25 protein-coding genes are annotated in these 21,674 nt (G+C 63.1%); 15 read left to right on the top strand and 10 right to left on the bottom strand.

The window, feature by feature from the left end; genetic code table 11:
• Positions 1-3: 3 nt before the first annotated feature.
• Positions 4-810: a CAP domain-containing protein gene (locus JLK41_RS17975; RefSeq protein ID WP_244976527.1), complete on the bottom strand. Its 807-nt coding sequence runs from the start codon at positions 808-810 to the stop codon at positions 4-6.
• A 241-nt stretch (positions 811-1,051) separates the two neighbouring features.
• Here JLK41_RS17975 and JLK41_RS17980 point away from each other — a divergent pair, with 241 nt between their 5' ends.
• Entirely contained in the window at positions 1,052-2,104 is a 1,053-nt protein-coding gene (locus JLK41_RS17980) for a GGDEF domain-containing protein (RefSeq protein WP_037056159.1), read from the top strand.
• A gap of 10 nt (positions 2,105-2,114) precedes the next feature.
• Here the strand turns inward: JLK41_RS17980 and JLK41_RS17985 are convergent, their stop codons facing one another.
• Positions 2,115-2,564, bottom strand: a complete 450-nt coding sequence (locus JLK41_RS17985) for a hypothetical protein (RefSeq protein WP_152489298.1) — start codon at positions 2,562-2,564, stop codon at positions 2,115-2,117.
• 289 nt (positions 2,565-2,853) lie between these two features.
• Between JLK41_RS17985 and JLK41_RS17990 the strand changes: the two genes are divergently transcribed.
• The 4 genes from JLK41_RS17990 to JLK41_RS18005 all read left to right on the top strand — a co-directional run bounded on the left by JLK41_RS17990 (position 2,854) and on the right by JLK41_RS18005 (position 5,073).
• Positions 2,854-3,456: a hypothetical protein gene (locus JLK41_RS17990; RefSeq protein WP_150605969.1), complete on the top strand. Its 603-nt coding sequence runs from the start codon at positions 2,854-2,856 to the stop codon at positions 3,454-3,456.
• Positions 3,457-3,469: 13 nt separating this feature from the next.
• On the top strand, positions 3,470-4,048 hold the full coding sequence (locus JLK41_RS17995) for a hypothetical protein (protein WP_037056153.1): 579 nt from the start codon (positions 3,470-3,472) through the stop codon (positions 4,046-4,048).
• Between the two features lie 72 nt (positions 4,049-4,120).
• Positions 4,121-4,420, top strand: a complete 300-nt coding sequence (locus tag JLK41_RS18000; protein ID WP_268988773.1) for a peptidylprolyl isomerase — start codon at positions 4,121-4,123, stop codon at positions 4,418-4,420.
• Between the two features lie 119 nt (positions 4,421-4,539).
• Positions 4,540-5,073, top strand: coding sequence for a DUF1003 domain-containing protein (locus JLK41_RS18005; protein WP_175252836.1), 534 nt, complete (start codon positions 4,540-4,542; stop codon positions 5,071-5,073).
• 19 nt (positions 5,074-5,092) lie between these two features.
• Here the strand turns inward: JLK41_RS18005 and JLK41_RS18010 are convergent, their stop codons facing one another.
• Positions 5,093-5,986 carry an EamA family transporter gene (locus JLK41_RS18010; RefSeq protein ID WP_210389505.1) on the bottom strand — a complete coding sequence of 298 codons (894 nt, stop codon included), beginning with the start codon at positions 5,984-5,986 and terminating at the stop codon, positions 5,093-5,095.
• A 185-nt stretch (positions 5,987-6,171) separates the two neighbouring features.
• Between JLK41_RS18010 and JLK41_RS18015 the strand changes: the two genes are divergently transcribed.
• Positions 6,172-6,906, top strand: coding sequence for a sulfite exporter TauE/SafE family protein (locus JLK41_RS18015; RefSeq protein ID WP_037056145.1), 735 nt, complete (start codon positions 6,172-6,174; stop codon positions 6,904-6,906).
• Here the strand turns inward: JLK41_RS18015 and JLK41_RS18020 are convergent.
• Positions 6,903-7,943 (bottom strand): DUF1176 domain-containing protein, encoded by a 1,041-nt coding sequence (locus tag JLK41_RS18020; RefSeq protein WP_037056143.1) that lies wholly within the window; start codon positions 7,941-7,943, stop codon positions 6,903-6,905. The genes JLK41_RS18015 and JLK41_RS18020 overlap by 4 nt on opposite strands.
• A gap of 217 nt (positions 7,944-8,160) precedes the next feature.
• Between JLK41_RS18020 and JLK41_RS18025 the strand changes: the two genes are divergently transcribed.
• From JLK41_RS18025 to JLK41_RS18040, 4 genes are all read left to right on the top strand, one after another.
• Positions 8,161-8,862 carry a YebC/PmpR family DNA-binding transcriptional regulator gene (locus tag JLK41_RS18025; RefSeq protein WP_210389506.1) on the top strand — a complete coding sequence of 234 codons (702 nt, stop codon included), beginning with the start codon at positions 8,161-8,163 and terminating at the stop codon, positions 8,860-8,862.
• A 38-nt stretch (positions 8,863-8,900) separates the two neighbouring features.
• A complete protein-coding gene (locus JLK41_RS18030) occupies positions 8,901-9,320 on the top strand; it encodes an NUDIX hydrolase (protein WP_210389507.1) in 420 nt (139 codons plus the stop codon).
• Between the two features lie 127 nt (positions 9,321-9,447).
• Positions 9,448-9,777: a DUF2025 family protein gene (locus JLK41_RS18035; RefSeq protein WP_037056138.1), complete on the top strand. Its 330-nt coding sequence runs from the start codon at positions 9,448-9,450 to the stop codon at positions 9,775-9,777.
• A gap of 105 nt (positions 9,778-9,882) precedes the next feature.
• Complete coding sequence (locus tag JLK41_RS18040) at positions 9,883-10,830, top strand: IS481 family transposase (RefSeq protein ID WP_210389341.1); 948 nt, start codon at positions 9,883-9,885, stop codon at positions 10,828-10,830.
• Here JLK41_RS18040 and JLK41_RS18045 read toward each other — a convergent pair.
• Genes JLK41_RS18045 through JLK41_RS18055 form a run of 3 tightly spaced genes read right to left on the bottom strand, consistent with a single transcriptional unit; the run spans position 10,827 to position 14,016 of the window.
• Positions 10,827-11,714, bottom strand: a complete 888-nt coding sequence (locus JLK41_RS18045; protein ID WP_210389508.1) for an FHA domain-containing protein — start codon at positions 11,712-11,714, stop codon at positions 10,827-10,829. The genes JLK41_RS18040 and JLK41_RS18045 overlap by 4 nt on opposite strands.
• A 15-nt stretch (positions 11,715-11,729) precedes the next feature.
• The gene (locus tag JLK41_RS18050; RefSeq protein WP_210389509.1) at positions 11,730-13,211 is read right to left on the bottom strand and encodes a serine/threonine-protein kinase; all 1,482 of its coding nucleotides are present in this window, start codon (positions 13,209-13,211) and stop codon (positions 11,730-11,732) included.
• 16 nt (positions 13,212-13,227) lie between these two features.
• The gene (locus tag JLK41_RS18055) at positions 13,228-14,016 is read right to left on the bottom strand and encodes a PP2C family protein-serine/threonine phosphatase (RefSeq protein ID WP_210389510.1); all 789 of its coding nucleotides are present in this window, start codon (positions 14,014-14,016) and stop codon (positions 13,228-13,230) included.
• 143 nt (positions 14,017-14,159) lie between these two features.
• On the opposite strand from JLK41_RS18055, the gene JLK41_RS18060 reads away from it, so the two are divergent.
• A complete protein-coding gene (locus tag JLK41_RS18060) occupies positions 14,160-14,570 on the top strand; it encodes a GNAT family N-acetyltransferase (RefSeq protein ID WP_210389511.1) in 411 nt (136 codons plus the stop codon).
• A 108-nt stretch (positions 14,571-14,678) separates the two neighbouring features.
• Positions 14,679-15,725 (top strand): GGDEF domain-containing protein, encoded by a 1,047-nt coding sequence (locus JLK41_RS18065; protein WP_210389512.1) that lies wholly within the window; start codon positions 14,679-14,681, stop codon positions 15,723-15,725.
• Positions 15,726-15,729: 4 nt separating this feature from the next.
• On the opposite strand, the gene JLK41_RS18070 is transcribed toward JLK41_RS18065, so the two are convergent.
• Positions 15,730-16,056 (bottom strand): hypothetical protein, encoded by a 327-nt coding sequence (locus JLK41_RS18070; protein ID WP_210389513.1) that lies wholly within the window; start codon positions 16,054-16,056, stop codon positions 15,730-15,732.
• Between the two features lie 789 nt (positions 16,057-16,845).
• On the opposite strand from JLK41_RS18070, the gene JLK41_RS18075 reads away from it, so the two are divergent.
• The 3 genes from JLK41_RS18075 (at position 16,846) to JLK41_RS18085 (ending at position 18,873) form a co-directional block, all read left to right on the top strand.
• On the top strand, positions 16,846-17,190 hold the full coding sequence (locus JLK41_RS18075; RefSeq protein ID WP_210389514.1) for a helix-turn-helix domain-containing protein: 345 nt from the start codon (positions 16,846-16,848) through the stop codon (positions 17,188-17,190).
• 3 nt (positions 17,191-17,193) lie between these two features.
• A complete protein-coding gene (locus JLK41_RS18080; RefSeq protein WP_210389515.1) occupies positions 17,194-18,150 on the top strand; it encodes a replication initiation protein in 957 nt (318 codons plus the stop codon).
• 444 nt (positions 18,151-18,594) lie between these two features.
• Positions 18,595-18,873 carry a HigA family addiction module antitoxin gene (locus JLK41_RS18085; protein WP_210391252.1) on the top strand — a complete coding sequence of 93 codons (279 nt, stop codon included), beginning with the start codon at positions 18,595-18,597 and terminating at the stop codon, positions 18,871-18,873.
• Here JLK41_RS18085 and JLK41_RS18090 read toward each other — a convergent pair.
• On the bottom strand, positions 18,842-20,044 hold the full coding sequence (locus JLK41_RS18090; protein WP_150605811.1) for an ISL3 family transposase: 1,203 nt from the start codon (positions 20,042-20,044) through the stop codon (positions 18,842-18,844). The two genes, JLK41_RS18085 and JLK41_RS18090, sit on opposite strands and share 32 nt — an antisense overlap.
• Before the next feature lie 464 nt (positions 20,045-20,508).
• On the bottom strand, positions 20,509-21,573 hold the full coding sequence (locus JLK41_RS18095; RefSeq protein ID WP_210389516.1) for a TrbL/VirB6 family protein: 1,065 nt from the start codon (positions 21,571-21,573) through the stop codon (positions 20,509-20,511).
• Positions 21,574-21,674: the final 101 nt, after the last annotated feature.

Genomic DNA, 21,674 nt, shown 5'->3' on the forward strand with positions numbered 1-21,674 from the left:
GGCTCACTGCCCGCCGAACAGCGCCGTCCAGTAGATGCCGGCATCGCTCTGCGGGTCGCTGGCGTAGGCGGCGCCCAGTTCGCTGTACTCGGGATTCATGATGTTGGCGCAATGTCCGGGGCTGGCCAGCCAGCCCTCGACGACCTTGGCCGGCGTATCCAGCGCCGCGGCGATGTTCTCGCCAACGCGTCCGCCGCCATAGCCGGCCAGCTCGGCGCGATCACCCGGAGTGCGTCCGTCGCGCCCCTGGTGGGCGAAGAAGTTGTCGTTGGCCATGGCCCGACTGTGGCTTTCGGCCGCGCTGCCCAGCGGCGCATTCCAGGCCAGCGGATCGGCTGCGCCGAAGGCCTGGGCACCACAATGGCGCGCCTGGGCCCGCGCCCGGTTGATCGCCATCAGCAGCTTCTCGCCCTCGGCCTGCCAGGGTTGCAGGCGACCGCTGAGCAGTGGCCGCGCCAGCACGATGCGCCAGTCACGCCCCTGCTGACTGACCCCGACGTCGATGAACTGCGGGTCGAGCAGCACCCGACAGAAACTCTCGCTCAGCGCCTGCATGGCCGAGCGCGCATCACGCGGCCCGGAAAGCGTGATGGCCTTGACGTTGACCAGCGGATAGCCGGCGGCGCCGAGCGCGTCCTGCAGGTCCGCCGTGCCATTGGCCGGCAGCACCAGGCGCGGGTCGTCCGCCAGCGGTGGCAATGGCTCCGAGGCCTGCACGCCGCAGCGTTGTATTTCGCCCCGATAGGCGTTGATCGCGTCGATCAATGCCACATCTTCGCCCGCCTGTACCGAGGTGACGGCGGCCACCATCAGCAGCGCCAGCAGCCCTGATCCGCGTCCCCACCTCTTGCCTGCCGTTGTCATACCGCCCTCTCTCCACTAACGTCGTGATTCTGTCGCCATCTCCAGCACAGCATCATGATCAGCGCCGACCTGCGCGAAACCCTCAGTGATTGCGGGTTTGCCGCGCAGACGGCAGGGTTCCTGCATAAGCCCCAGGTGTCATCTCGAACTGCCCAGACGATTGCCCGATCCTGCCAGAGAACAGCCAATGCCCGATCACTTCGCCAAGAACGAACAACATCGACGCCTGGTCCTCAAAGCCCTGCTCTGGATCACCCTGGTCGGCGGCCTGTTCTTCTTCGTGGTCAACCTGCTGCGCGACAACTGGCTGCTGGCCACGCTCGAGATCGGCTACGCCGGCGTGTCGCTGTACATGCTGATGATCATCGATCGAACGCGCAATCTGCAGCTATTGACCACGATTTACCTGTTGCCGTTCTTCAGCATCATGATCGTGGCGCTGTCGCGCCCACATACCACCTTCGCCGTGTTCGCCTGGATTCAGACCATTCCGATCATCTGCTACATGCTACTCGGCCTGCGCCTGGGCCTGTACGGCTCGATCCTGTTCGTCGGCATCGGCCTGTTCACCTTCAACCAGCGCCTGCCGGCGGAGCAGCAGCTGGTCAACGCCGTGATACTCGCCAACCTCGGCCTGGCCAGCCTCGCGGTGATGATTTTCGCCCATATCTACGAACGCAGTCGGGTGCTCAACGAGAAGCGCCTGATCGAGCAAGCCACCACGGACGCGCTGACCGGCCTGGCGAACCGCATGAAGCTGAGCGAAGTGTTCGAGCGCGAACGCGCGCACGCCCTGCGCAACGACACCGCGCTGTCACTGGTGTTCGTCGATATCGATCACTTCAAGCAGATCAACGACCGTTTCGGTCACGAGGTCGGCGACCGCGCCCTGGCCCACTTCGCCACGGTGCTGACGCAGCGGTTGCGCATCAATGACCTGTTCTGCCGGATGGGTGGCGAGGAATTCGCCGTGCTGCTGCCCGGCACCCCGCCGGGGCGCGCACGGGAGATCGCGGAAAGCCTGCGCCAGCGCCTGGCGGACAAACCGCTCGAGGTGGCCGGCAGCGCCGTGCCCATGACGCTCAGCGCGGGCGTGGCCAGCCTGGGCAGCGACGGCCAGTCGCTGGACGAACTGATGCGAGCCGCCGACAGGCGCACCTACGCCGCCAAGCGCGCCGGGCGCAATCAGGTGGTCGCGGACGAAGACGAGGCCAGCGCGATCGACGCGGTCCCCGGCTGAGCCAGCGGCATCAGGCGTAGACGCTCAGCCCGCCCTTCTCCTGCAGCCACTGGCGGTAGGTTTCCAGCGAGTCGGTCTGCTGCTCACCGTTGCGGCCGGCGATCAGCACACTGCCGTCCATGCCGGCATCCACCATCTTCTGCACCTGCTCCAGCAGCTTGGCCGCATCGTCGCGGTCGAGGTCCTCGACATCCGGCAACTGGATCGCCGAAGACCCCGCCGCCTTGCTCTCGCCAAGGCCCTGCAGGCCGGTGGCCGCCTGCGCCGTGCCACCCTGCATCGCGCGCAGCAAGCCACCCTCGCTGCGCGCCACCACCTGCTTGGCGAAACGGCGCAGATCGGCCAGCGGGTCCTGGCTGCTCGAGGTGTCGCTGTCGCCGCTGGCGGCGCTGGAACGGTTGTTGAGCTGGCTACCGTAGTAGCTGAGCATGGCAGGCATGCTGTTGTTGATACTGGTCATGGGGCCTCCGCGAAAAGCGTTCAGCCTCTGATAAAGCAGATTACGGGCCAGCTCTGAAAGCCAGTATCCACGGGGCTTCCAGGCCCGCGTCGGCAGCACGTTGCCGACGCGAGGCAATCCGTTGCCAGGCGAAGCGGAAAGACACTGCAGCTCGCCATTCCAATGATGGCATTTTGACGCTAATATCCCGCCGCGCCGAAGGATGGCAGAGGGACAGCGCTCAGGCGGAAATCCAGATACCACCGACGGATACCTGCCCTTTCAGCAATACGCCAAGGATGCTTCATCGATGTTCAAAGCACGCTTTCTCGCGGCCGGCCTTGCCGGCATGACCCTGACCGGCTGCATGTCGTTCACCCCGGCAGGTCCGATCTACCCTCCCAGCCAGATCATCGAACACTCCCTGCCGGGCAGCGCGATGATCAAGGACGTCAAGGTCACGGACACGCGTATCGATGAAAACACCCGGCGCAACATCGGCAACCAGCTGACCGCCCAGATCAGCCAGCACATCGAGAAGGGCGAGTACTTCAAGCGCGTCATCAGCTTCCCCGCCAAGCTGAATGAACAGGACGTCCAGCTGCAGTTCGACTTCTCCTCGCTGAAAGGCAAACGCACGCCACACCCGGGTTACGTCCCCGGCGCACTGCTGACGCTGACGATCTGGATCTGGGTGAACGGACCGATCTACGTCGACAAGTACGACCTGGCAGCCGAGCTGCAGATCCTCGACAACCAGGGCCGGCAACTGGCGCTGTCGCAGAAGAACCTGGTGGTGGACAAGAACACCGGCCTCTGGGACTACGACTACATGTTCCCGTCTGGCGGACAGCAGCTGACCGAGCTGGTCGAGCAGCTGCTGCAGGACGGCACCCGACAACTGACCCACTGAAAAGGATTTCCCCATGAAGAAACTCTTTGCACTGATCCTGCTGATCGCCTCGGCCAGCCTGCAGGGTTGCATGACCTACTCCCATCACTCGCTGCAGACGGTCGACCAATGGCCGCTCGCCTCGCCCGAACAGGAGAAACCGAGCGTCTACCTCAAGGTCTTCGGCGAATACCAGGTCAATGACAACCCGCGCGTCAGCACGGCCGACGTCGCCAAACTGGAACAAGTGATCTCGCAGACGCTCTCCGAAAGCGGTCGCTTTTCGCGCGTGACCACCGCCCAGGAGGAGTCCGACCTGTACCTGACCGTCACCCTGCACAACCACGAGACGGGCAACATGGGACTGGCCGTACTGACCGGGGCGACCTTCTTCCTGATTCCCGGCGCCTTCGACAACACGCTGACGATGAGCATGGCCGTACGCGACGGCAATGGAGAGAAACTCGGCACCGCCCAGCAGCAGGAGTCGCTGACGACCTGGATGCACCTGTTCCTGATCTTCGCCGTGCCCTTCCAGGACCGCAGCGACAACCTGCTCCGGCAGTTGACGCAGAGCACCCTGCAACAGGCCGTCGACAAGGACCTGCTGTAATCGCCCTGGCGCAGCCAAGCGTGAAGCCGACCGTTTGCTTGTCGGGTCGATTGCGCTAGGCTCTGCCGCTCAATTCATAGGAGGTATCCCATGGCCCGCGCCACTGCCCGCCACATCCTGGTTGCCAGCGAAGACAAGTGCAACGAACTGAAAACCGCCATCGAAGGTGGCGCCGACTTTGCCCAACTGGCCAGAGACAACTCCAGCTGCCCGTCCGGCCGCAACGGCGGCGACCTGGGCTCGTTCGGCCCGGGCCAGATGGTCAAGGAATTCGACACCGTGGTATTCAGCGCGCCGGTCGGCGTGGTGCAGGGCCCGGTGAAGACCCAGTTCGGCTACCACCTGCTGGAAGTCACCAGCCGCCAGGACTGACCTGCCGCCAGCGGAGGGCTGTCGACACGGCCCTTCGCGCCCTTCTCCGCGCTGTCCCCGGTGACAGCGGCGCGCTTCCGGTTCAGCATCTCGCCATCCCCTCACGCGAGCTGCGCCCGATGAATACCCCGCACCCTCTGCAACAACTCGCCCAGCACCTGCTCGGCAAAGCCCTGCACGAGCTCGAGCCGGAAGAAACCCACGTCCTGGAAACCCTACGCCAGCGCCGCCCGATCAGCCGCGACGTGGCCGATGCCTCGGATGCCGAATCGACCTTCGGCGAGCGCCTGTCGGACCGGGTCGCCTCGGTGGGCGGGTCCTGGACCTTCATCGTCTGCTTCTCGCTGACCATGCTCGGCTGGATGCTGCTCAACAGCGATGTGCTGGCGCACTTCGGCCTGGCGTTCGATCCCTACCCCTACATCTTTCTCAACCTGATGCTGTCGACCCTGGCCGCGATCCAGGCGCCGATCATCATGATGAGCCAGAACCGCCAGGCGGCGAAGGACCGCGTGGCCGCGCGCCTGGATTTCGAGGTGAACCTGCGGGCCGAGCTGGAGATCATGCGTCTGCACGAGAAGATCGACCAGCGCATCCAGCAACGCCTGGATCAGATCCTCGAGCGCCTGCCGGAGAAGCGCCCGGAGGCCTGATCCACGACGGCACGCCGGTTCAGATGGCGCCGGGTGCGCGCTGGCGCCAGCTGTCGAGCAGGCGCCCGCCCCAGACGTTGATCAGCAGCCCGGCCATGACCAGCACCGCGCCGACCATCTGCAGGCTGCCCAGGCGCTCGCCCAGCAGCAGCACCGAGGAGCTGATACCCACCACCGGCACCAGCAGCGAGAACGGTGCCACCTGGCTGGCCGGGTAACGCGACAGCAGGCGACTCCACAGGCCATAGCCGAGGATGGTGGCGCCAAAGGCCAGGTAGGCCAGCACCAGGATCGAGTCGAGGCTGATGCTCTGCAGCGAATGCAGGATCAACTCGGGGCCTTCCAGCCAGAACGACAGGGCCAGGAACGGCAGCGGCGGTATCAGGCTGCCCCATACCACCAGGCCGACCAGGTTGACCTTGCCCAGCCTGCGCGTGACGACGTTGCCCAGCGCCCACATCGACGCTGCCGCGATGGTCAGGGCGAAGCCGGCCAGGGTCATCGCCTGGCCGCCCTGCAGGCCGATCAGCGCCAGGCCGCTGGCCGCCACCAGCAAACCGAACAGGTTGCTGCCACGCAGGCGCTCACCGAGAAACAGCGCGGCGAAGAACAGGGTGAAGAAGGCCTGCGACTGCAGCACCAGCGACGCCAGGCCCGCCGGCATGCCGACGTACATGGCGTAGAACAGAAAGGCGAACTGGCCCAGCGAGATGGTCATGCCGTAGGCCAGCATCCAGCGCAGGGGCACCTGCGGGCGCCGCACGAAGAGGATCGCCGGAAAGGCGGCGAGCATGAAGCGCAGCGCCCCCATGAGCATCGGCGGCATGCCGTGCAGGCCGACCTTGATGACCACGAAATTCAGACCCCAGACGACGATCACCAGCAACGCCAGTAGCAGATCCTTGGGCGACATGGAGACAGTCCTCGAATGAAGGGAGCGGCCATTAGAGCAGCGCAGGCGACAGGCCGGCAGACACAGAACGCAGCGAAAAACACCACACAGTGCGTGGCACGCCGTCCTCGACCTCGCGCCGGCCACGCAGCCAGCTGCTCGCCAGCCTGCTAACCTGCGCCCTCGTCTCCTGCCCGTGGCCCGCCATGACCCTGCACGATTTCCTGCTGTTCGCCCTGCCGGCGATCTTCCTCACCGGGCTGTCCAAGGGCGGTTTCGGCGGTGCGCTGGGCGGTCTCGCCGTGCCGCTGCTGGCCCTGGCGACGTCGCCGAAGCAGGCCGTCGCCGTCATGCTGCCGATCCTCTGCCTGGCCGACGTGGTCGGCCTCAAGGCCTATTGGCGCAAGTGGGACACGGCCAACCTCAGGGTCATGCTGCCCGGCGCGGCGCTGGGCATCGCCATCGGTTCGCTGACCTTCGGCTTCTTCGACGAACGCGCCATCGGCCTGCTGATCGGGGTGATCGCCATCCTGTTCGTCGGCCTCGGCCTGATCGCCAGCCACCCGGCCCCACGACCGCTGCACAAGGGTCGCGGCACGCTGCTGTCGACGTTGGCCGGCTTCACCAGTTTCGTCGCCCATGCCGGCGGCCCGCCAGTGATGATGCACCTGATGCCGCAGCAGCTGGACAAGGTGCGTTTCGTCGCCACCGTCAACCTGTTCTTCCTGCTGACCAACGCGGCGAAGCTGTTCCCCTACGCCGCGCTGGGCCAGTTCAGCCGGGACAACCTGCTGCTGAGCCTGATGCTCGCCCCCATCGTGCCGCTTGGGGTCTGGAGCGGCCTGTGGCTGCAATCGCGGATCAACCACCTGTGGTTCTACCGCATCGCCCGGCTGGGCATCCTGCTGGCGGGCGTGCAGCTGATCTGGCGTTACCTCTAGTCGGGCTCGGCCACTCGCCACAGCACGGGCCATTCGCCGGGATTGCGCGCGGCGCAGCGCCCCAGATAGCTGAACGAGGCCAGCTGAAAGCGCGCGCCATCGAAGCGCCAACTGCCGGCCTCGCCGCAGTCGGCAATGCCGCGGCCCTTGTACAGGTAGGCCAGCTCGCCGCTGTCGCTGTCGTAGCTGACCCACCCGGACAGCCCGTCATGCCCCAGAGGCAGCGGGTCGAGCTGCAGATCGCGCTGCGCATGCGGCGCCTGACGGTCGACGCGGTACACCGCGAAATCGCAGTTGTAGGCCGCGCACCAGGTCTGGATCAGCACCAGGGCTTCGCGCTCGTTGAGCGCGTAAGCCTCGGCCTCGGGCTCGCCGCCCATGTCCTCTTCGGCCCACTGGTCACGGGTTTGCGCCATCACCGCAGCGGCGATGGCCTGGCTTTCGCGCTCGCTCAGCGGCGTGACACCGGGATGAGCGCGCAGCTCAGGTGCCGGCGGCGCAGCCGGCACCTCGCTGTCCGGGCGCGAACCCGGGCGGTACAGGGCACCCTGGGTATCCACCCGCCCCTGCACGGCATCCATCAGCAGCAGGACGGCGGAAAGGCCGCTGAGCGAGACCACCGCCTCGTACTCGCGCTCCTCGTCCATGCGCAACTGACTGGCGTTGCGCAGCTCGGCCAGCACGGCCTGGGCATCGGCGCCCTCGGCCAGCAACGCGGCCCCGTCGTCCTCTTCCGTCAGGCGCAGGCGCCCGGCACTCGCCAGGGGCCGGCCATCGAGTTGCAGCGGTGCGTAACCGCCCGCTTCGGCATAGTGCAAGGACAGTTGCAACGGTGCCCGGGGCCCCGCAGCGCGCTGCAGGTTCAGGCTCAGGGGCCGGTAGTCGAAACCGTCGGCAGCGCTGATGGCCTCGCAGCCGCGCAGGTTGTCGCAGGCGACCACCCAATCCTTGATCTCGCGGTACAGCGGCACCTGTTCGGGCGCAGCCTGCGCCGTGGCAGCGACCCACAAGGCCATGAACGGACTCCAACGCGGCATGAGCAACTCCTTCTGACGATTGCGCGGGGCCGCCATGTTCTGCCGCCATGCCGGCCCAGGCAAGCGCCACGGCGTCGCAACGCGAACGCCGGCACGACAGCCAGGCGAAATTGCAGGTGCCCTGAGGCGCGCAAGGCACTAGAATCCGCAGCCTATCCGATCGTCAGGCCGCGCTTACGTGCCGACGCCTTTTCACCTATCGGCCAGGAGACCCCAGATGGGCGCCCAGTGGAAAGCCAAACCCAAAGAAGCCGCCGCCAATGCCCGAGGCAAGATCTTCGGCAAGCTGGTGAAGGAAATCATGATCGCTGCGCGCAACGGCGCCGACCCGGACATGAACCCCAAGCTGCGCCTTGCCATCCACCAGGCCAAGAAGGCCTCGATGCCCAAGGACACCCTGGACCGCGCCATCAAGAAAGGCGCCGGCCTGTCCGGTGAGGTGGTCAACTACGAGCGCACCCTCTACGAAGGCTTCGCGCCGCACCAGGTGCCGCTGATCGTCGAGTGCCTGACCGACAACGTCAACCGCACCGTCGCCGAAATCCGCGTGCTGTTCCGCAAGGGCCAGCTCGGCGCTTCCGGTTCGGTGAGCTGGGACTTCGAGCATGTCGGCCTGATCGAGGCCAGCAGCGACGACGGCGCGGACCCGGAGCTGGCTGCCATCGAAGCCGGTGCCCAGGACTTCGTGCCCGATGACGAGGGCGCGACCCTGTTCATCACCGACCCCACCGACCTCGACGCGGTGTGCAAGGCGCTGCCGGAGCAAAGTTTTACCGTCAACTCGGCCAAGCTCGGCTACCGTCCGAAGAACCCGGTCACCAGCCTGACGCCGGAGCAGATGGAAGAAGTCGAAGCCTTCCTCGAGGCCATCGACGGTCACGACGACGTGCAGAACGTCTACGTCGGCCTCGCCGGCTGATGCCTGGCGGGCGTCCCCGGACGCCCGCTGCCTGACTCATGACCACCACCCTGCACATCGCCGCCGCCTGCCTGTTCGACGAACGCGGCCACCTGCTGCTGGTACGCAAGCGCAACACGCGCTTCTTCATGCTGCCCGGCGGCAAGCGCGAAGCCGGTGAGGACGCGCTGGCGGCACTCGGCCGCGAGCTGTTCGAGGAGCTGGAACTGCGCCTGGACGCCGATGCGCTGCACGCGCTTGGCCAGTTCCAGGCGGCGGCTGCCAACGAAGCCGACACCTGGCTGCAGGCGGACATCTACCGCGCCAGCCTGCCCCACCCCGTGCAACCGGCTGCCGAGCTGGAAGAGCTGCGCTGGCTGGCCCTCGATGCGCCCCTGTCCGACGACCTCGCGCCGCTGCTGCGCGAACAGGTGCTGCCGGCCCTGCAACGCCTGCCTGGCAACCCGCACACCCGGTAAGGCCACCCTCGACGCCCGGCGGTTTCTTGATCCACGGCAACGCGAGCGTCAGCCCCGGCGGTTAGGCTGCGCCGATAAACAGAACCATTCGCCTTGCCTGCAAACCCCACAGGAAACGAGGTTTGCCATGAGTATCACGTCCACCCAGATCTGCCAGGCCGCCGACCAGTTGCAGGGTTTCGTCGGCTACAACGCCAAGACCGAGCAGTACCTGCTGCGTTTCTCCGAAGACAGCTTCGGCCTCGATGTCCCCGCCGAGACCATCACCCCCACCTGCGAATACGTCTGGCACGAAGCCGAGGGCGAGCTGATGCGCCTGGATCGCCAGCGCCTGGCCTGGCTGCAGGAGCAGCGCATCGATGACCGGGTCAATCTCAGCGAGCCGCTGCGGGTCTATCTGCGCCGCAGCGACCTGCCGGAAATCCATGCCGAACGCCGGCGCCTGGCCTCGGCCTGAATCGTCGTGCCTGGAGCTCTAGCTGTGATCTCTCAGTAGGTTGTTCATCCGGGGCATTCCCGGAATTCTGGAAGCGCGACCAACACAGCCTTCCAGGAGCCCCGGATGAACCTGCATAAACATGCCCGTCTTACCCCGCGAGGTCGAGCCCTTCTCGTGCAGCGCATGCTCAACGGTCTGCGAGTCGAAGATGCGGCACAAGCCGCTGGCGTCAGTGTGCGTACAGCCTACAAGTGGCTCAAACGCTTTCGTGAGGAAGGTGAGATTGGCCTGATGGATCGTTCATCACGTCCGCACTCATGCCCCCATGCCACGGCAATCGCTCTGGTCGAGCAACTGATCGAGCTACGTCGCTCTCGCAAGACTTACCGGCAGATCGCCCAGATACTCGGCCTGGCCGTCAGTACCGTGGCCCGCCGCCTCAAGCAGGCCGGCTTTCATCGGCTGGCTGAGCTGGAACCTGCTCCTGTGGTGGTGCGTTATGAATACGCCAATCCCGGCGATCTCCTGCACCTGGACATCAAGAAGCTTGGCCGCTTCTGGAAACCCGGACATCGAGTCACTGGCGACCGTCAGCAGTGCTCCGACGGCGCCGGCTGGGAGTTCATGCACGTGGCTATCGACGATGCGTCCCGACTGGCGTTCACCAGCCTGCATCCAGATGAGCGCGGCAGCAGCGCCTGCCGGGCCTTGCTGCAAGCACTGCGCTACTACCGCGGGCTGAACATCTGCTTTCGGCGCGTCATGACAGACAACGGCGCCTGTTATCGGTCCCGGGCGTTTCAACGGTTGTGTGCTCGACTCAGGCTGAAACACATCCGTACCAAGCCCTATACGCCACGCACCAACGGTAAGGCCGAGCGCTTCATCCAAACGAGCCTGCGTGAATGGGCCTATGCCCGTAGCTACGACACTTCACAGCAGCGAGCAGCGCACCTGCTGCCCTGGCTGCATCACTACAACTGGCACCGACTGCACGCCAGCCTCGGATACCTGCCCCCGATCAGCAGAGCACCGCTTCCACTGAACAACGTACTGGGTTTACACATCTAGCCGAGCAGACGCATCGACAGCGCGCCAAGGACCACGCCGAGCACCAGGATCAGCGCGCCGCCCAGCCACAGCCGAGCGCTGCCGGGCGCAGCAGGCGTGGCCTCGGCAACGGCCTTTGCCTGGGCGGCGGCGCGCAGGGGATTGGCCGCTGCGGGTGCGGCGCCCGGCTGGCGGCGCGCGGCCTGCGTGGCCGCGCCAGCGCCCTTGCCCGCCAGCGCCTTGGGCAGGTCGGCGACGCGCATGAACTGGGTGGCGTCCTCGTCGGGCTCCTCGCTGACGTCGACCTTGGGGCCGATCACCAGCAGCGTCACCGAGCCCATCCTCAGCTGGTCCCCCGGTTGCAGCATGGCGGTCCTGACCTTCTGCTGGTTGACCAGCACACCGTTGGCCGAGGCCAGGTCCTTGATCTCCAGCACGTCGTCCTTGAGGAAGAACTCGCAGTGCCGGCGTGACAGCTCCAGGTCGCTGAAGCACAACTCGCACTTGCTCGAACGGCCGAAGGTCATCGAGCCGTGGATGTGGAACTTGCGCCCCTGGTGCTCGCCCTGGATGACCTGGAGAAACCAGCGCGGCGCCGGGGCATCCGTCCTGACGTTCGCCTTGGCGGGGTCGACCAGTTGCAGCTCCACGCTGCCCAGGCGCAGGCGGTCGCCGTCACGCAGCTGAAAACGGCTGCCGATGCGCTGCTCGTTGACCCAGGTGGCCCCCTGGCTGGCATCGCTCAGGTAGTAGTAGCCCTGGTGCTGGCGAATCTCGGCATGAAAGCTGGTGATGCCCGCATCGCCCAGCACCAGCTGGTTGCGGCTGTCCTGGCCGATGGTCAGGCGCTCGTCGCTCAACCAGACCGGCGCTTGGCGGTTATCCAGAAACTGCAGTCTGAGCATCGTCAATGCCTCGGTTCAGTCGAAAAGGTTGTTCAGCAGGCGCTTGATCGGGTTCTGCGAGGAACGCTGCGCCGGCCGTGCAGCCGGTTGCGTGGCCTGGCGCACACGCTCCTGATGGCCGTCGTACAGCGCCAGCAGCCGCTCGTTGTCGGGTTCGGCCTCGAGCCCCTGCTTGATCTGCTCCAGCGCCAGGTTGTACTCGCGCCGCGCGTAGGCCGCCTCGGTCTGATCGATGAAGCGCTGCGCCACGCGGTTGATCCCGGCCAGTGCCAGCAGGTTGTCCGACTCCCAGCCCAGTACCTGGCGGAAGTAGTGCACCGCGCTGTCGTCCTCGGGCAGGATCAGCAGGCCCTCGGCCAGGCGCTCCTCGGCCAGTTGCAGATAGCCCTGGATGCGCGCCTGCAGCACGCGCTGCAAGCCATCGCTGGCCTGGGCGTTGTCGGCATCCAGCAGCAGCGCCTGGCGGAAGTAGTAATCGGCGTTGTCCTGCGCCGGGGTCAGCAGCTGCCCAGCGGCCAGACGCGCCTCGCCCAGCACGAGCAAGCCGGCGATGCGCTGCTGCAGTTGCCAGTAGTAGCCACCGGCGCCCGCCCCCGCCAGCAGCAGCACGCCCAGTAGCGCCCAGGGCAACCAGCGCCGGCGGGCCTGGCGTGGCGGCGCCTTGACTGCCGGCGTCATGCGCGTCAGCTCCTGTTCGGCATCCTGCAGCTCATCCAGGCTGGCCAGCAGCACGTGGCAGTCGGCGAAGCGTTCGTCCGGCGCCTTGGCCAGCATGCGCTCGAGCAGCCACTGCAGCTCGCGCAACGGCTCGGGCAGTTGCGGCGGCTCCAGCTGCAGCTGGTTCATCAGTGTCTGGGTGTAGTTCTCGCCACGGAAGGGGTTATGCCCGGTGAGCATCTCCAGCAGGATCACGCCCAGGCTGTAGATGTCGCTGCGCGCATCCAGCGCCTGGCACTGCGCCTGCTCCGGGCTGCTGTAGGCCGGGCTGCCGACGGCGATCCCCGACTGGGTCAGGTCGCTGTCGAGTTGCAGCGCCTTGGCCACGCCGAAATCGGTGAGCACCGCCGTGCCGTCGTCGCGGAACAGGATGTTGCCGGGCTTGATGTCGCGGTGCACCAGCCCCTTGTCGTGCACCACGACCAGGGCGCTGGCGATCTGCCGGACGATGCGCAAGGCCCGCGCGGGCTCCAGGCGCTGCCCCTTGTACTGGGCCAGGTCACCACCGGCCAGGTACTCCATGGCCAGGAAGTGGCGGCCATCGGCCAGCTGGTCGATGCGGTAGATGGTGATGATCGACGGATGCTGCAAGGAGGCGACGATGTGGCCTTCCTTGATGAAACGCTGGGTGAATTCCTCATCCTCGCGATGCAGCAGCACCTTCAGCGCCACCTGGCGCTGCAGGGCCTCCTCGGTGGCCAGGTAGACCTCCGCCATGCCTCCTTTGCCCAGGCGACCATGAATGCTGTAACCGGGTACGTTGATCGAAGGCTGGTTCATACGGCTCGACTGGCACTCAGGATTGACGGAATTTGAACAGTTTGCTCAGCAGGCTGCGCGCCGGCGCCTCGCAGGGCGAGGCAGGCGCAGCGAGGCCGAGGACGATGCAGCTGATATTGTCTCTACCGCCATGGCCATTTGCCAGCCCCAGCAACTGTTCGACCATCGCTTCCAGGGTGGCCGACTCGGCGCAGCAGTGCTGGATGGCCGGGTCATCCAGCTCGCAGGTCAGGCCATCGCTGCACAGCAGCAACAGTTCATCGGCCGCCAGGTGACCATGCAGCAGGCCGACGTCGAGCACCGGCTCACCCTGGCCGAGGCATTGCAGGATCAGGTTGCGCCGTGGATGCTCGCGCGCCTCCTCGACGCTCAGCTGGCCGGCGTCGATCATCACCTGCACCCAGCTGTGATCGTGGCTGAGCTGCTCGATGCGGTCAGCGGCGATGCGATAGGCGCGGCTGTCGCCGATCCAGGCCAGCTCGAAGGCATCGCCCTGCATGCGCACCGCCACCAGAGTGCTGCCCATGTCCGCCGCGCCATCGCAGGACGCGGCGGCGGCCAGCACGGCCTGGTGGGCAGCCTGCACCGCCGCCTCCAGTGTCTGCCCCTGCGCCACGGCGGCGATCAGGCCATCGAGCGCCCTGGCACTGGCCACCTCGCCACTGGCGTGCCCGCCCATGCCGTCGGCAACGGCCCAGAGGCCGAGTTCAGGCCGACAGGCCAGCGCATCTTCGTTGTGCGTACGCACCCGCCCGGCCGAACTCTGTGCGGCGAACACGATGGTGGGGGGCGACGGTCGGGACACGCGGGAATCCTTGAGCGATGGACGAGCGCGCTCATGATGCGGTGCTGCCGGAGAGCTGTCACGGACCGACAGGGCGCAAATGCGCAGTCGTTAACCAAAATCTGCGGTTAAATGGCAGGCCCTGTCCTCACCCGTGCCGGTCGATGTCCACCCCTCACTACCGTTGCCTGCCCTCCGAGCTGCAGCCGCTGCTCAACAAGTTCTATCGCAGCCATCGCTCGCCCATGCGCGGCCAGGCAGGCGATGAGGTGTGGGTCGCCCAGAGCAGCGGGGGCATCGTCGCGGCCCTCAGCCTGCGCCCGGTCAGCGCCGGACAGTGGCTGACCGGCCTGTTCGTCGCGCCCGCGCTGCGGCGTCAGGGCGTGGCCGGCGAACTGCTGCGCGCCTGTCTGGCGCAGCATCCCGAAGCCATCTGGCTGTTCTGCCATCCGCAGCTACGCTGCTTCTATCAGCGCCAGGGATTCGTCGACTGCGACCCGCTGCCGGCCGAACTAGCCGAACGGCTGGCCCGCTATCGACGCAACAAGCCGTTAGTATCGCTGCGCGCTCACTGAGCCACCTTTCGCCGAGGGCAGGAATACTGGCACTTTGCTCAGGAATGCCCCTTGCCATGAGCGGTCGAAGCTCTGCATGCTTGGTCCACAACAATGAAAAGAAACGCTATGGCTACCCAGACCGCTCGCCTGCTGAAGCGCCTGCGCAATGATTTTCAGCTTTCGATCATCACCCTGATGGGGCTGTTCGGCATCATCGGCATCTCCCCGTATGCCGTCTATCGCCTGCTGCACGGCAACTACCTGGTCGGCATCGCGGACACGGTCATCGTCCTGTCCACCCTCTTCGCCGTGCTCTACGCCTGGGCCACGCGGGACACGGTCAAGCCCGGCATCTACCTGGCGGGCGTGTTCTCCCTCGGCGCCACGCTGATCGCCATCAACCTGGGGGTCAACGGCCTGTTCTGGATCTACCCGCTGATTCTCTTCAACTTCTTCATGGTCACGCCCGGCAAGGCGCTGCTGGCGACCAGCGTGGTGTTGGTCAGCCTGGTCACTTACGCATTGCTGGTGCCTGGCAGCGTGTTCGAGAGTCACTACCAGATGATCTCGTTCCTGGTCACCTGCATGATGGCCAGCGTGCTCAGCTTCATCTTCGCCTTCCGCACCCGCAATCAGCGCGACCGCCTGCAGCTGCTGGCCATCCACGACCCGCTGACCGGCGCGCGCAACCGGCGCGCCATGAACGAAGAGCTGAAGATCGCCATGGCCAGCCATCGCCGCCACAGCGACAGCTACGGCCTGCTGGTGATGGACCTGGACCACTTCAAGCAGATCAACGACCGCTTCGGCCATCACGTGGGCGATCAGGTACTGGTGGCCTTCGTCGAGCTGATCAAGCGCTGCTCGCGCAAGGAGGACCGCCTGTTCCGCTTCGGAGGCGAGGAATTCCTCCTGCTGCTGCCCAACACCGGCCTCGAAGGCCTGCATACGGCCGCGCAGAACCTGCTGCGCAGCGTACAGCAGGAGCTGGAAACCCCCGGCGGTGGCGTGACGGTGTCCATCGGCGGGGCCATCCTGCACAGCGGCGAGCATTGGGAAAGCTGGCTACAGCGCGCCGACGAATGCCTGTACCGGGCCAAGAGCGAGGGGCGCAACCGCGCAGTGATCGCCGACGCGCCGGGCCACCCCGACAAGCTCGCCGCCAACCGCTGATGCGTCAGCGGCTGCGCTGCTGCTGATAGCTGCCACTGCCTGGCTGACGCTCGATGATCAGCCCGCCGGGGTACTCGGTGCTCTGCCGAATGCCGCCGCACGTCTCACTGGACTGGCTGCCGTAGCGGCTCTCCTGCCTCACACTGCCCTGCGGCAGGCGCTGCCCGCCATAGAGATTGTGCTGCTCATAGCGCACCGAGCCGGAAACGCTGCCACTGGCGCCCGGGCTGATGTAGCTCTTGGGGATGACGCGAATGGTCTGCGGCTCGTCGGCCAGCACAACGCCAGCGCAGGCCGCAGCCAGGATCAGGACGAGCGAACGTGCGAACATGAGTAACTCCCATCAGGGCAGGCCCGGCGCCAGGCCGGCAACCCGCAAGCCATCGTCACAGCTGCTTGGACAGCAACACCAGGGATTTTGCAGCGCCGCAACGAAAAAGGGTTGGCCGAAGCCAACCCTTTGCTGGAAATGGTGCCGGAGATAGGAATCGAACCTACGACCTTCGCGTTACGAGTGCACCAACAGGCCTTCCCAAGCCATTGATTTAAAACAACAAAATCAAGAATAAGCACTTACAAATCAGTGGGTTACTTGATTTTCAGTAGCATCGATTAGAAGCAATTATAGGCAGCTCTACCGGTAAGAAAATGCCCTCAGATGGACAAGATTTGGACAAGATTCCCGTCATGACAAGCGATTTTGCTTGCGTTGACACCGTCTAGTTAAGGCCAATTATAATCGGCCAACTGAAAACCTCGCAGCGTGGCGCGAACCCGAGAAATCCGTCATGGGGAACGGGCCTAGAGGATTTCAGAGCGAGCATGACGGTTGAGCTTGCCACTGAAACTGTGTGGATAAGGCAAGCAAAAGCGACCTGAGAAGTAGCGCGGGCTAGCCCCCGTGGAGAAGAGCCAAGGCAGAGTATCGAGAAACCTCTGCTGCCTGGGCTGGGATTAGGATGTCGTATCAGTCACCCCCAGCTACGCCGACCTCTTCGTAAAAAACACGAACAGCCGTGAACCATCCCGCAACCGAAGGGAAGGCAGAAACCGGATCACACACCTCTCTCAGACGCGATCAGCAGCAGTGCTGCGGTCGCTTTTAAGAGGTGTAACGATCATGGCACTGGCCGAGCTTTCCCTTATCAATTTTTTGGCCTCTCTCTACCCGCCAACACTGACCGTTCGGCAAGTGAGTGAAATCACCAGCGAGAACGAACAAACGATTCGCAACGCGATCAGTCAGGGCAAATACCCAATTCCATCTTTCAAACTCGGTAGTAAGCGTCTCTTTCGCCTGCTTGATGTTGCGACGTACATCGACGAATTGTGCGCCATAGACCCCAGCAACCCGCTCAACCGCAGACGTAAGCGGGGTCGACCAACAAAAGTACAACAGCAGGCCACGCTTCTGAGCAGCATGCCCACCAAAGGGCCCAGTAATCACGCTAGCAACCAGGGGTGAGCAATGCCCCTAGATCAGCCAGCACAGGCTCAGCGCCCTCGCATAGCAACATTGAGCCAGGGCATTCGGATACTCGAAGAGAAATGCTCTGCTAAAGCTCAGGGCTTGAACACTCCAGAACCACAGGAACAGAAGGCTGGCTCCCCGAAGAAAACAGATCAGCTGTTCCTACCTGGGCTCGAGGACTTCATGCGTGCGATGCCAAATCACATAGCGCGCTCAAGCTTGTTCGCGCCTATCGCTCGTGGAAGAAAAATCCAGCACAAGAACACTGTTCTCGTTAGCAGAAGAGATGCCGTTATCAAGTACTCTGGCGAGCAGCTAGATGAGTCCCAAGCCGACGTCTGGCTGCACGCTCTGCACGAGGCAATAAGGCATGGGCCGTTAGGAGAGTCTGTAACGCTCAATCGCGCTGCATTTTTACGAGCAATTGGCCGAGATACAGGCTCATGGCAATACAAATGGTTACACCGGGCAATGCTCGAGCTCAGCTTCGGGATGCTCACTATCGAAGCGACCAAAGCGGGACTAAGCAAACTACACATCGGCCGGACGAGAGCACTGCATTTGATAGAAGGGTTCGATTACGACGATGAGCTAGAAGCCTACACGTATCGAATTGATCCCCGTTGGGGCGAGCTGTTCAACAACAGGGAGTTTGCGCTAATTCATTGGGCCAAGCGCTTGGAGATTACTCAAGGGCAAGACATGGCTAAGGCTATCCAACGGCTGGTCGCAACGTCAGCAGACACAGAACAGCGCTATTCGCTCGACTGGCTCAAGGCCAAGCTTCACTACACCAGTCCAATGCGAAAATTCAAAACCGCGCTATCAGCAGCCCTTAAGGAGCTTGAACGGCTAGAAATTATCGCGGGCTCCCGCTTGGAGCTCAGTACCAAGGGAAAAGCGCAGGCCAGTTGGCGAAAGGTTGTGCATAAACGGCAAAAAACATCGGTGTAGCGTTCCGCCTGTATCGGTGTTGCATTCCGCTTTGTCGGTGTTGCGTTCCGCTTTATCGGTGTTGCATTCCGCCCCAATGGCTGCAGTGCCCGCGGGACTAGGGGTGCAGGCCAGATAAACGCCTTCTACCTTCTCTCTATCTTTAATCTACCCGCACCAGAGCAGACTCAGGTATTCGAGTTGTAATAAAGCCAAGCTGCGCCCGCAGGGCCGGAGTGGAAGCCTGTCTAAGCGGCGCAGGCCGGTGAGGCTGGCCTGCCCTGGCCTACGGCCACCCTGCGGGCGCTAAGACCCGGATAAATCACGCTCGGCCAAAAAGCCGGCCGACCGCTCAACCGGGCGCGTGTGCGCGCTAGGCTTGGCATAATTGTGTTCAGCCAGACATTAAAAGATGGTGATCAGGCTATGAAACCTACCACCTGTGGAACAGAACGAATGCCACCTATGCACAATCCTCCGCATCCCGGAGAAGCGCTACGTGAAGACATCGTGCCAGCTTTGAAACTATCAACGCAGGACTTTGCTATGCGCCTGAACTATCCATTGAGCCAACTCAGGCCTGTCCTACAGTGCCTTGCACCTTTAACCATTGAACTCGCTACACAGCTCGAATTGGCGGGCCTGGGCAGAGCTGGGCACTGGATGGCCCAACAAGCAGCTTATGGCCTTTGGCAGGAGCAACAAAAAAGGTTCATCGCGCTTTCCCGGGGAAGGCGGCCTTGATTTTCAGGAAGAAGTAGTCAGAGTCCCGGAAGCCATAGGCCATCCGCTTGATCACCTTGATGCGGTTGTTCACGCCTTCCAGGACGCTGGTGTGCAGGGGGAAGCGGGCGCTTGCGAGGATGCCACGGGCGTATTTGCGCAGATTCCGGGCAAAGCGTTGGAGCGGCGCCAGACCGCTGTCCCGAGCATGCCGCAGCCAACTTCGCCAGCGCCGCCAACCCTCCCGCACAGTGGGGGCGTACCAGACTTCCTTTAACGCATCCTTGAGCACGTAGACCGTGGCCAATGGCTGGTTGGCGGCGAGCAACTCCTGCAACTGCACGGCTTGGCCGTCCTTCAGGTTTTCGCGATTGCGCAGCAACAGCCAGCGGCTCTGCTTGACCACCTTGCGTGCCGGTTTGTCATCGCGCAGGAGATTGGCCTGGTCGACGCGGATACGGTCGATCACCTCACGCCCGTAGCGCGCCACCACATGGAACAGGTCGTACACCACTTCGGCTTGAGGGCAGTGCCGCTTCACCTCCAAATCGAAGGCGGTGTTCATGTCCATCGCCACCGCTTCGATCCGTTGGCAGCGCTCGCCCAGTAACTCAAAGAATGGGCGGATCGCCTCGCGGCTGTTGCCATGACCGACCCATAGCACCCGCGTGCGCTCGGCATCCATGATCACCGTGGCGTAGCGATGGCCTTTGTGCAGGGCGAACTCGTCCATCACCAGGCAACGCACATCACCCGGCTCGAAGGTGCCGACGGCGGCATCCAGCCGACGTTTGTCGAGTTGCTTGAGCGTGTGCCAGTGTATGCCGGTGAGGCGGCTGACGTGGCTGATCGGCAGCAGTTGCAGCAAAGCCTCGAGCCAGGCCTGCAAGCGCCGCGTCAGACGTGACGCCGGCTCCAGCCAGGCGATCCGCTCGGTCACCCGCCCACAGCGCAGGCAGTCAACGCGGCGCACAGGCACCTGGAGCAGAACGCGCTGATCCAACAAATCCCGATCGCGTATCCGACGCAGTCGGCGCTCGTGGATCAGCGGACAAGCTTGGCCGCAGCGCCCACATTCGGGGATGGCGTCGGCTTGAGGCTTGAGTTCGATCAACAGGATGTTGTCGGCAGAGGGGCGACAGGCGACGACTGCGTAGCCTGGCCAGAACTGGGCAAGATCAATAGGATGCACGGTGGCAGCAGGGCGTGGGGGTTGGTTCGTTTGGCGACTGCCAATTTACCCACTTCCCTGACTGTCAACGCGCTCTTCCCCCAGACTCCGCGAAGAACCACAAAAAAGCCCTCAGAAGTGAGGACTTTCCATTAGTCCTTATCCGGTCTGAATAGAAGTCAGATGGCCCCTCCAACACGAGAACGACGCAGCCTGTTAAATAGGAGGAAAGCCAGCGCGATATAGAATGCAAAAACACCTAGTAATCCGCTTACCGGATCCCCATTGAATACATCGACGCAAGACTGCAAGACGGTCATCCAGGTTACTAGCAAGCAGACGCTCAATACAAAGCAGTTTACTGTTTCTACCGCTATCTTCTCAGAACTAAGTACGGCACGAAAAAAGCTGATGCATTTTCCTGACAAAACCGCCATTACAAGCGTTGCCACTAAGGCGACAGAAACCTCTAATAACATCGTGCGTTAACTCCGTGACACCTTGTTAAAACGCGGTGCCGTTAGCTGCCTAAACGCTGCCATAGGAATACCAGCAGCTCGAGCGGTTTTACCTGGATTCTGACTCGCCCACCTGGCATTACTTTCCCTTTGACGGCGAGCAGAGCGCATATCAGAGAGAGTTTTTCCGGAAGAAATATCTTTTGCACCAATTACGCCACTTTTAGCCTTGCTATAAGCTGCACCTGCAGCACCTAAAGTAGTTATTGCTACACCACCACCTAAAGCAGACGCAACAGAGTTAACCTGTGCAAGCAGGAGCGAGCCGATAATACAAATACCAGCAGCTGGTACTATATCACTTACTTGAGGATCAAGTCTTATCGCTGCGCCACCTTCCAGAAGGTACATTTCAAGCACGCTCATAACTAGTTTTATGCACGCACCTGCAAGCACCACTAAAAAACCGTAATTTAGCGCCTGCCCCAACCAGCTCTCAAAAAAACGTTTCGTTGAATCGAACATCAGCAAAACTATAAATATCGGCCCAAGAGCAAGCAGGATAGCCAACATAAATTTAGATAGACACAAGAGAAATGCAGCGTAAACCGTTAGAAGCAAACCCACACCCCAAACTGCAACCGCACAAAGAATCAGTCCAACATGCGGAATAGTGGAGGCAGTACCTTTGGTCCAGAACGCACTACCAAGCGAGTACATTTGCGACATTAAGCTATCTAGGTATGACGCAGATCCCGAACCAGCAGCACCTTGAACGACAATGGCAGCAAGTGCTTCGGGAAAGCGCCAAATGAAGTCGACCACGGCGCTATTGTAGTAACCTAAGTTCAGTGCCACTCCAGTTATGATAGAAAGCCGAACTACTCGCCAGGCGAAGTCCGTGACCGGCTCTTCAATCATCCCTCGCATCATCATGAACCCATGGATAATAAAATAGAGCACTAACAATTGTGCGGTCACTGCGCCAAGGGAACCTATTACCTCAGCTACAACGTCACTGATATACACACCCAGGGCAGTATCTAGCTCAGAGAATATTCTGTTGAAAAATCCAAATTCAGCGGCGTCCATTGCTTTACCACCCTTTACGCTTGACGAATTCAGCAGAATCCCTGTTCATTGCTGCTGACACTTTCAAGCACTCTGGATCGCTAGGCGCTTCTGTACAGAAG

It is taken from the genome of Ectopseudomonas khazarica, assembly GCF_017915135.1.
GTDB classification, from domain to species: domain Bacteria; phylum Pseudomonadota; class Gammaproteobacteria; order Pseudomonadales; family Pseudomonadaceae; genus Aquipseudomonas; species Aquipseudomonas khazarica.

Bases quoted from the DNA above. Each gene is read 5' to 3' on its own strand.
- JLK41_RS17975 (WP_244976527.1), bottom strand. From the start codon at position 810: ATGGTGGCCGCCGTCACCTCGGTACAGGCGGGCGAAGATGTGGCATTG.
- JLK41_RS17980 (WP_037056159.1), top strand. From the start codon at position 1,052: ATGCCCGATCACTTCGCCAAGAACGAACAACATCGACGCCTGGTCCTC.
- JLK41_RS17985 (WP_152489298.1), bottom strand. From the start codon at position 2,564: ATGACCAGTATCAACAACAGCATGCCTGCCATGCTCAGCTACTACGGT.
- JLK41_RS17990 (WP_150605969.1), top strand. From the start codon at position 2,854: ATGTTCAAAGCACGCTTTCTCGCGGCCGGCCTTGCCGGCATGACCCTG.
- JLK41_RS17995 (WP_037056153.1), top strand. From the start codon at position 3,470: ATGAAGAAACTCTTTGCACTGATCCTGCTGATCGCCTCGGCCAGCCTG.
- JLK41_RS18005 (WP_175252836.1), top strand. From the start codon at position 4,540: ATGAATACCCCGCACCCTCTGCAACAACTCGCCCAGCACCTGCTCGGC.
- JLK41_RS18010 (WP_210389505.1), bottom strand. From the start codon at position 5,986: ATGTCGCCCAAGGATCTGCTACTGGCGTTGCTGGTGATCGTCGTCTGG.
- JLK41_RS18015 (WP_037056145.1), top strand. From the start codon at position 6,172: ATGACCCTGCACGATTTCCTGCTGTTCGCCCTGCCGGCGATCTTCCTC.
- JLK41_RS18020 (WP_037056143.1), bottom strand. From the start codon at position 7,943: ATGCCGCGTTGGAGTCCGTTCATGGCCTTGTGGGTCGCTGCCACGGCG.
- JLK41_RS18025 (WP_210389506.1), top strand. From the start codon at position 8,161: ATGGGCGCCCAGTGGAAAGCCAAACCCAAAGAAGCCGCCGCCAATGCC.
- JLK41_RS18030 (WP_210389507.1), top strand. From the start codon at position 8,901: ATGACCACCACCCTGCACATCGCCGCCGCCTGCCTGTTCGACGAACGC.
- JLK41_RS18035 (WP_037056138.1), top strand. From the start codon at position 9,448: ATGAGTATCACGTCCACCCAGATCTGCCAGGCCGCCGACCAGTTGCAG.
- JLK41_RS18040 (WP_210389341.1), top strand. From the start codon at position 9,883: ATGAACCTGCATAAACATGCCCGTCTTACCCCGCGAGGTCGAGCCCTT.
- JLK41_RS18045 (WP_210389508.1), bottom strand. From the start codon at position 11,714: ATGCTCAGACTGCAGTTTCTGGATAACCGCCAAGCGCCGGTCTGGTTG.
- JLK41_RS18050 (WP_210389509.1), bottom strand. From the start codon at position 13,211: ATGAACCAGCCTTCGATCAACGTACCCGGTTACAGCATTCATGGTCGC.
- JLK41_RS18060 (WP_210389511.1), top strand. From the start codon at position 14,160: ATGTCCACCCCTCACTACCGTTGCCTGCCCTCCGAGCTGCAGCCGCTG.
- JLK41_RS18065 (WP_210389512.1), top strand. From the start codon at position 14,679: ATGGCTACCCAGACCGCTCGCCTGCTGAAGCGCCTGCGCAATGATTTT.
- JLK41_RS18070 (WP_210389513.1), bottom strand. From the start codon at position 16,056: ATGTTCGCACGTTCGCTCGTCCTGATCCTGGCTGCGGCCTGCGCTGGC.
- JLK41_RS18075 (WP_210389514.1), top strand. From the start codon at position 16,846: ATGGCACTGGCCGAGCTTTCCCTTATCAATTTTTTGGCCTCTCTCTAC.
- JLK41_RS18080 (WP_210389515.1), top strand. From the start codon at position 17,194: ATGCCCCTAGATCAGCCAGCACAGGCTCAGCGCCCTCGCATAGCAACA.
- JLK41_RS18085 (WP_210391252.1), top strand. From the start codon at position 18,595: ATGCACAATCCTCCGCATCCCGGAGAAGCGCTACGTGAAGACATCGTG.
- JLK41_RS18095 (WP_210389516.1), bottom strand. From the start codon at position 21,573: ATGGACGCCGCTGAATTTGGATTTTTCAACAGAATATTCTCTGAGCTA.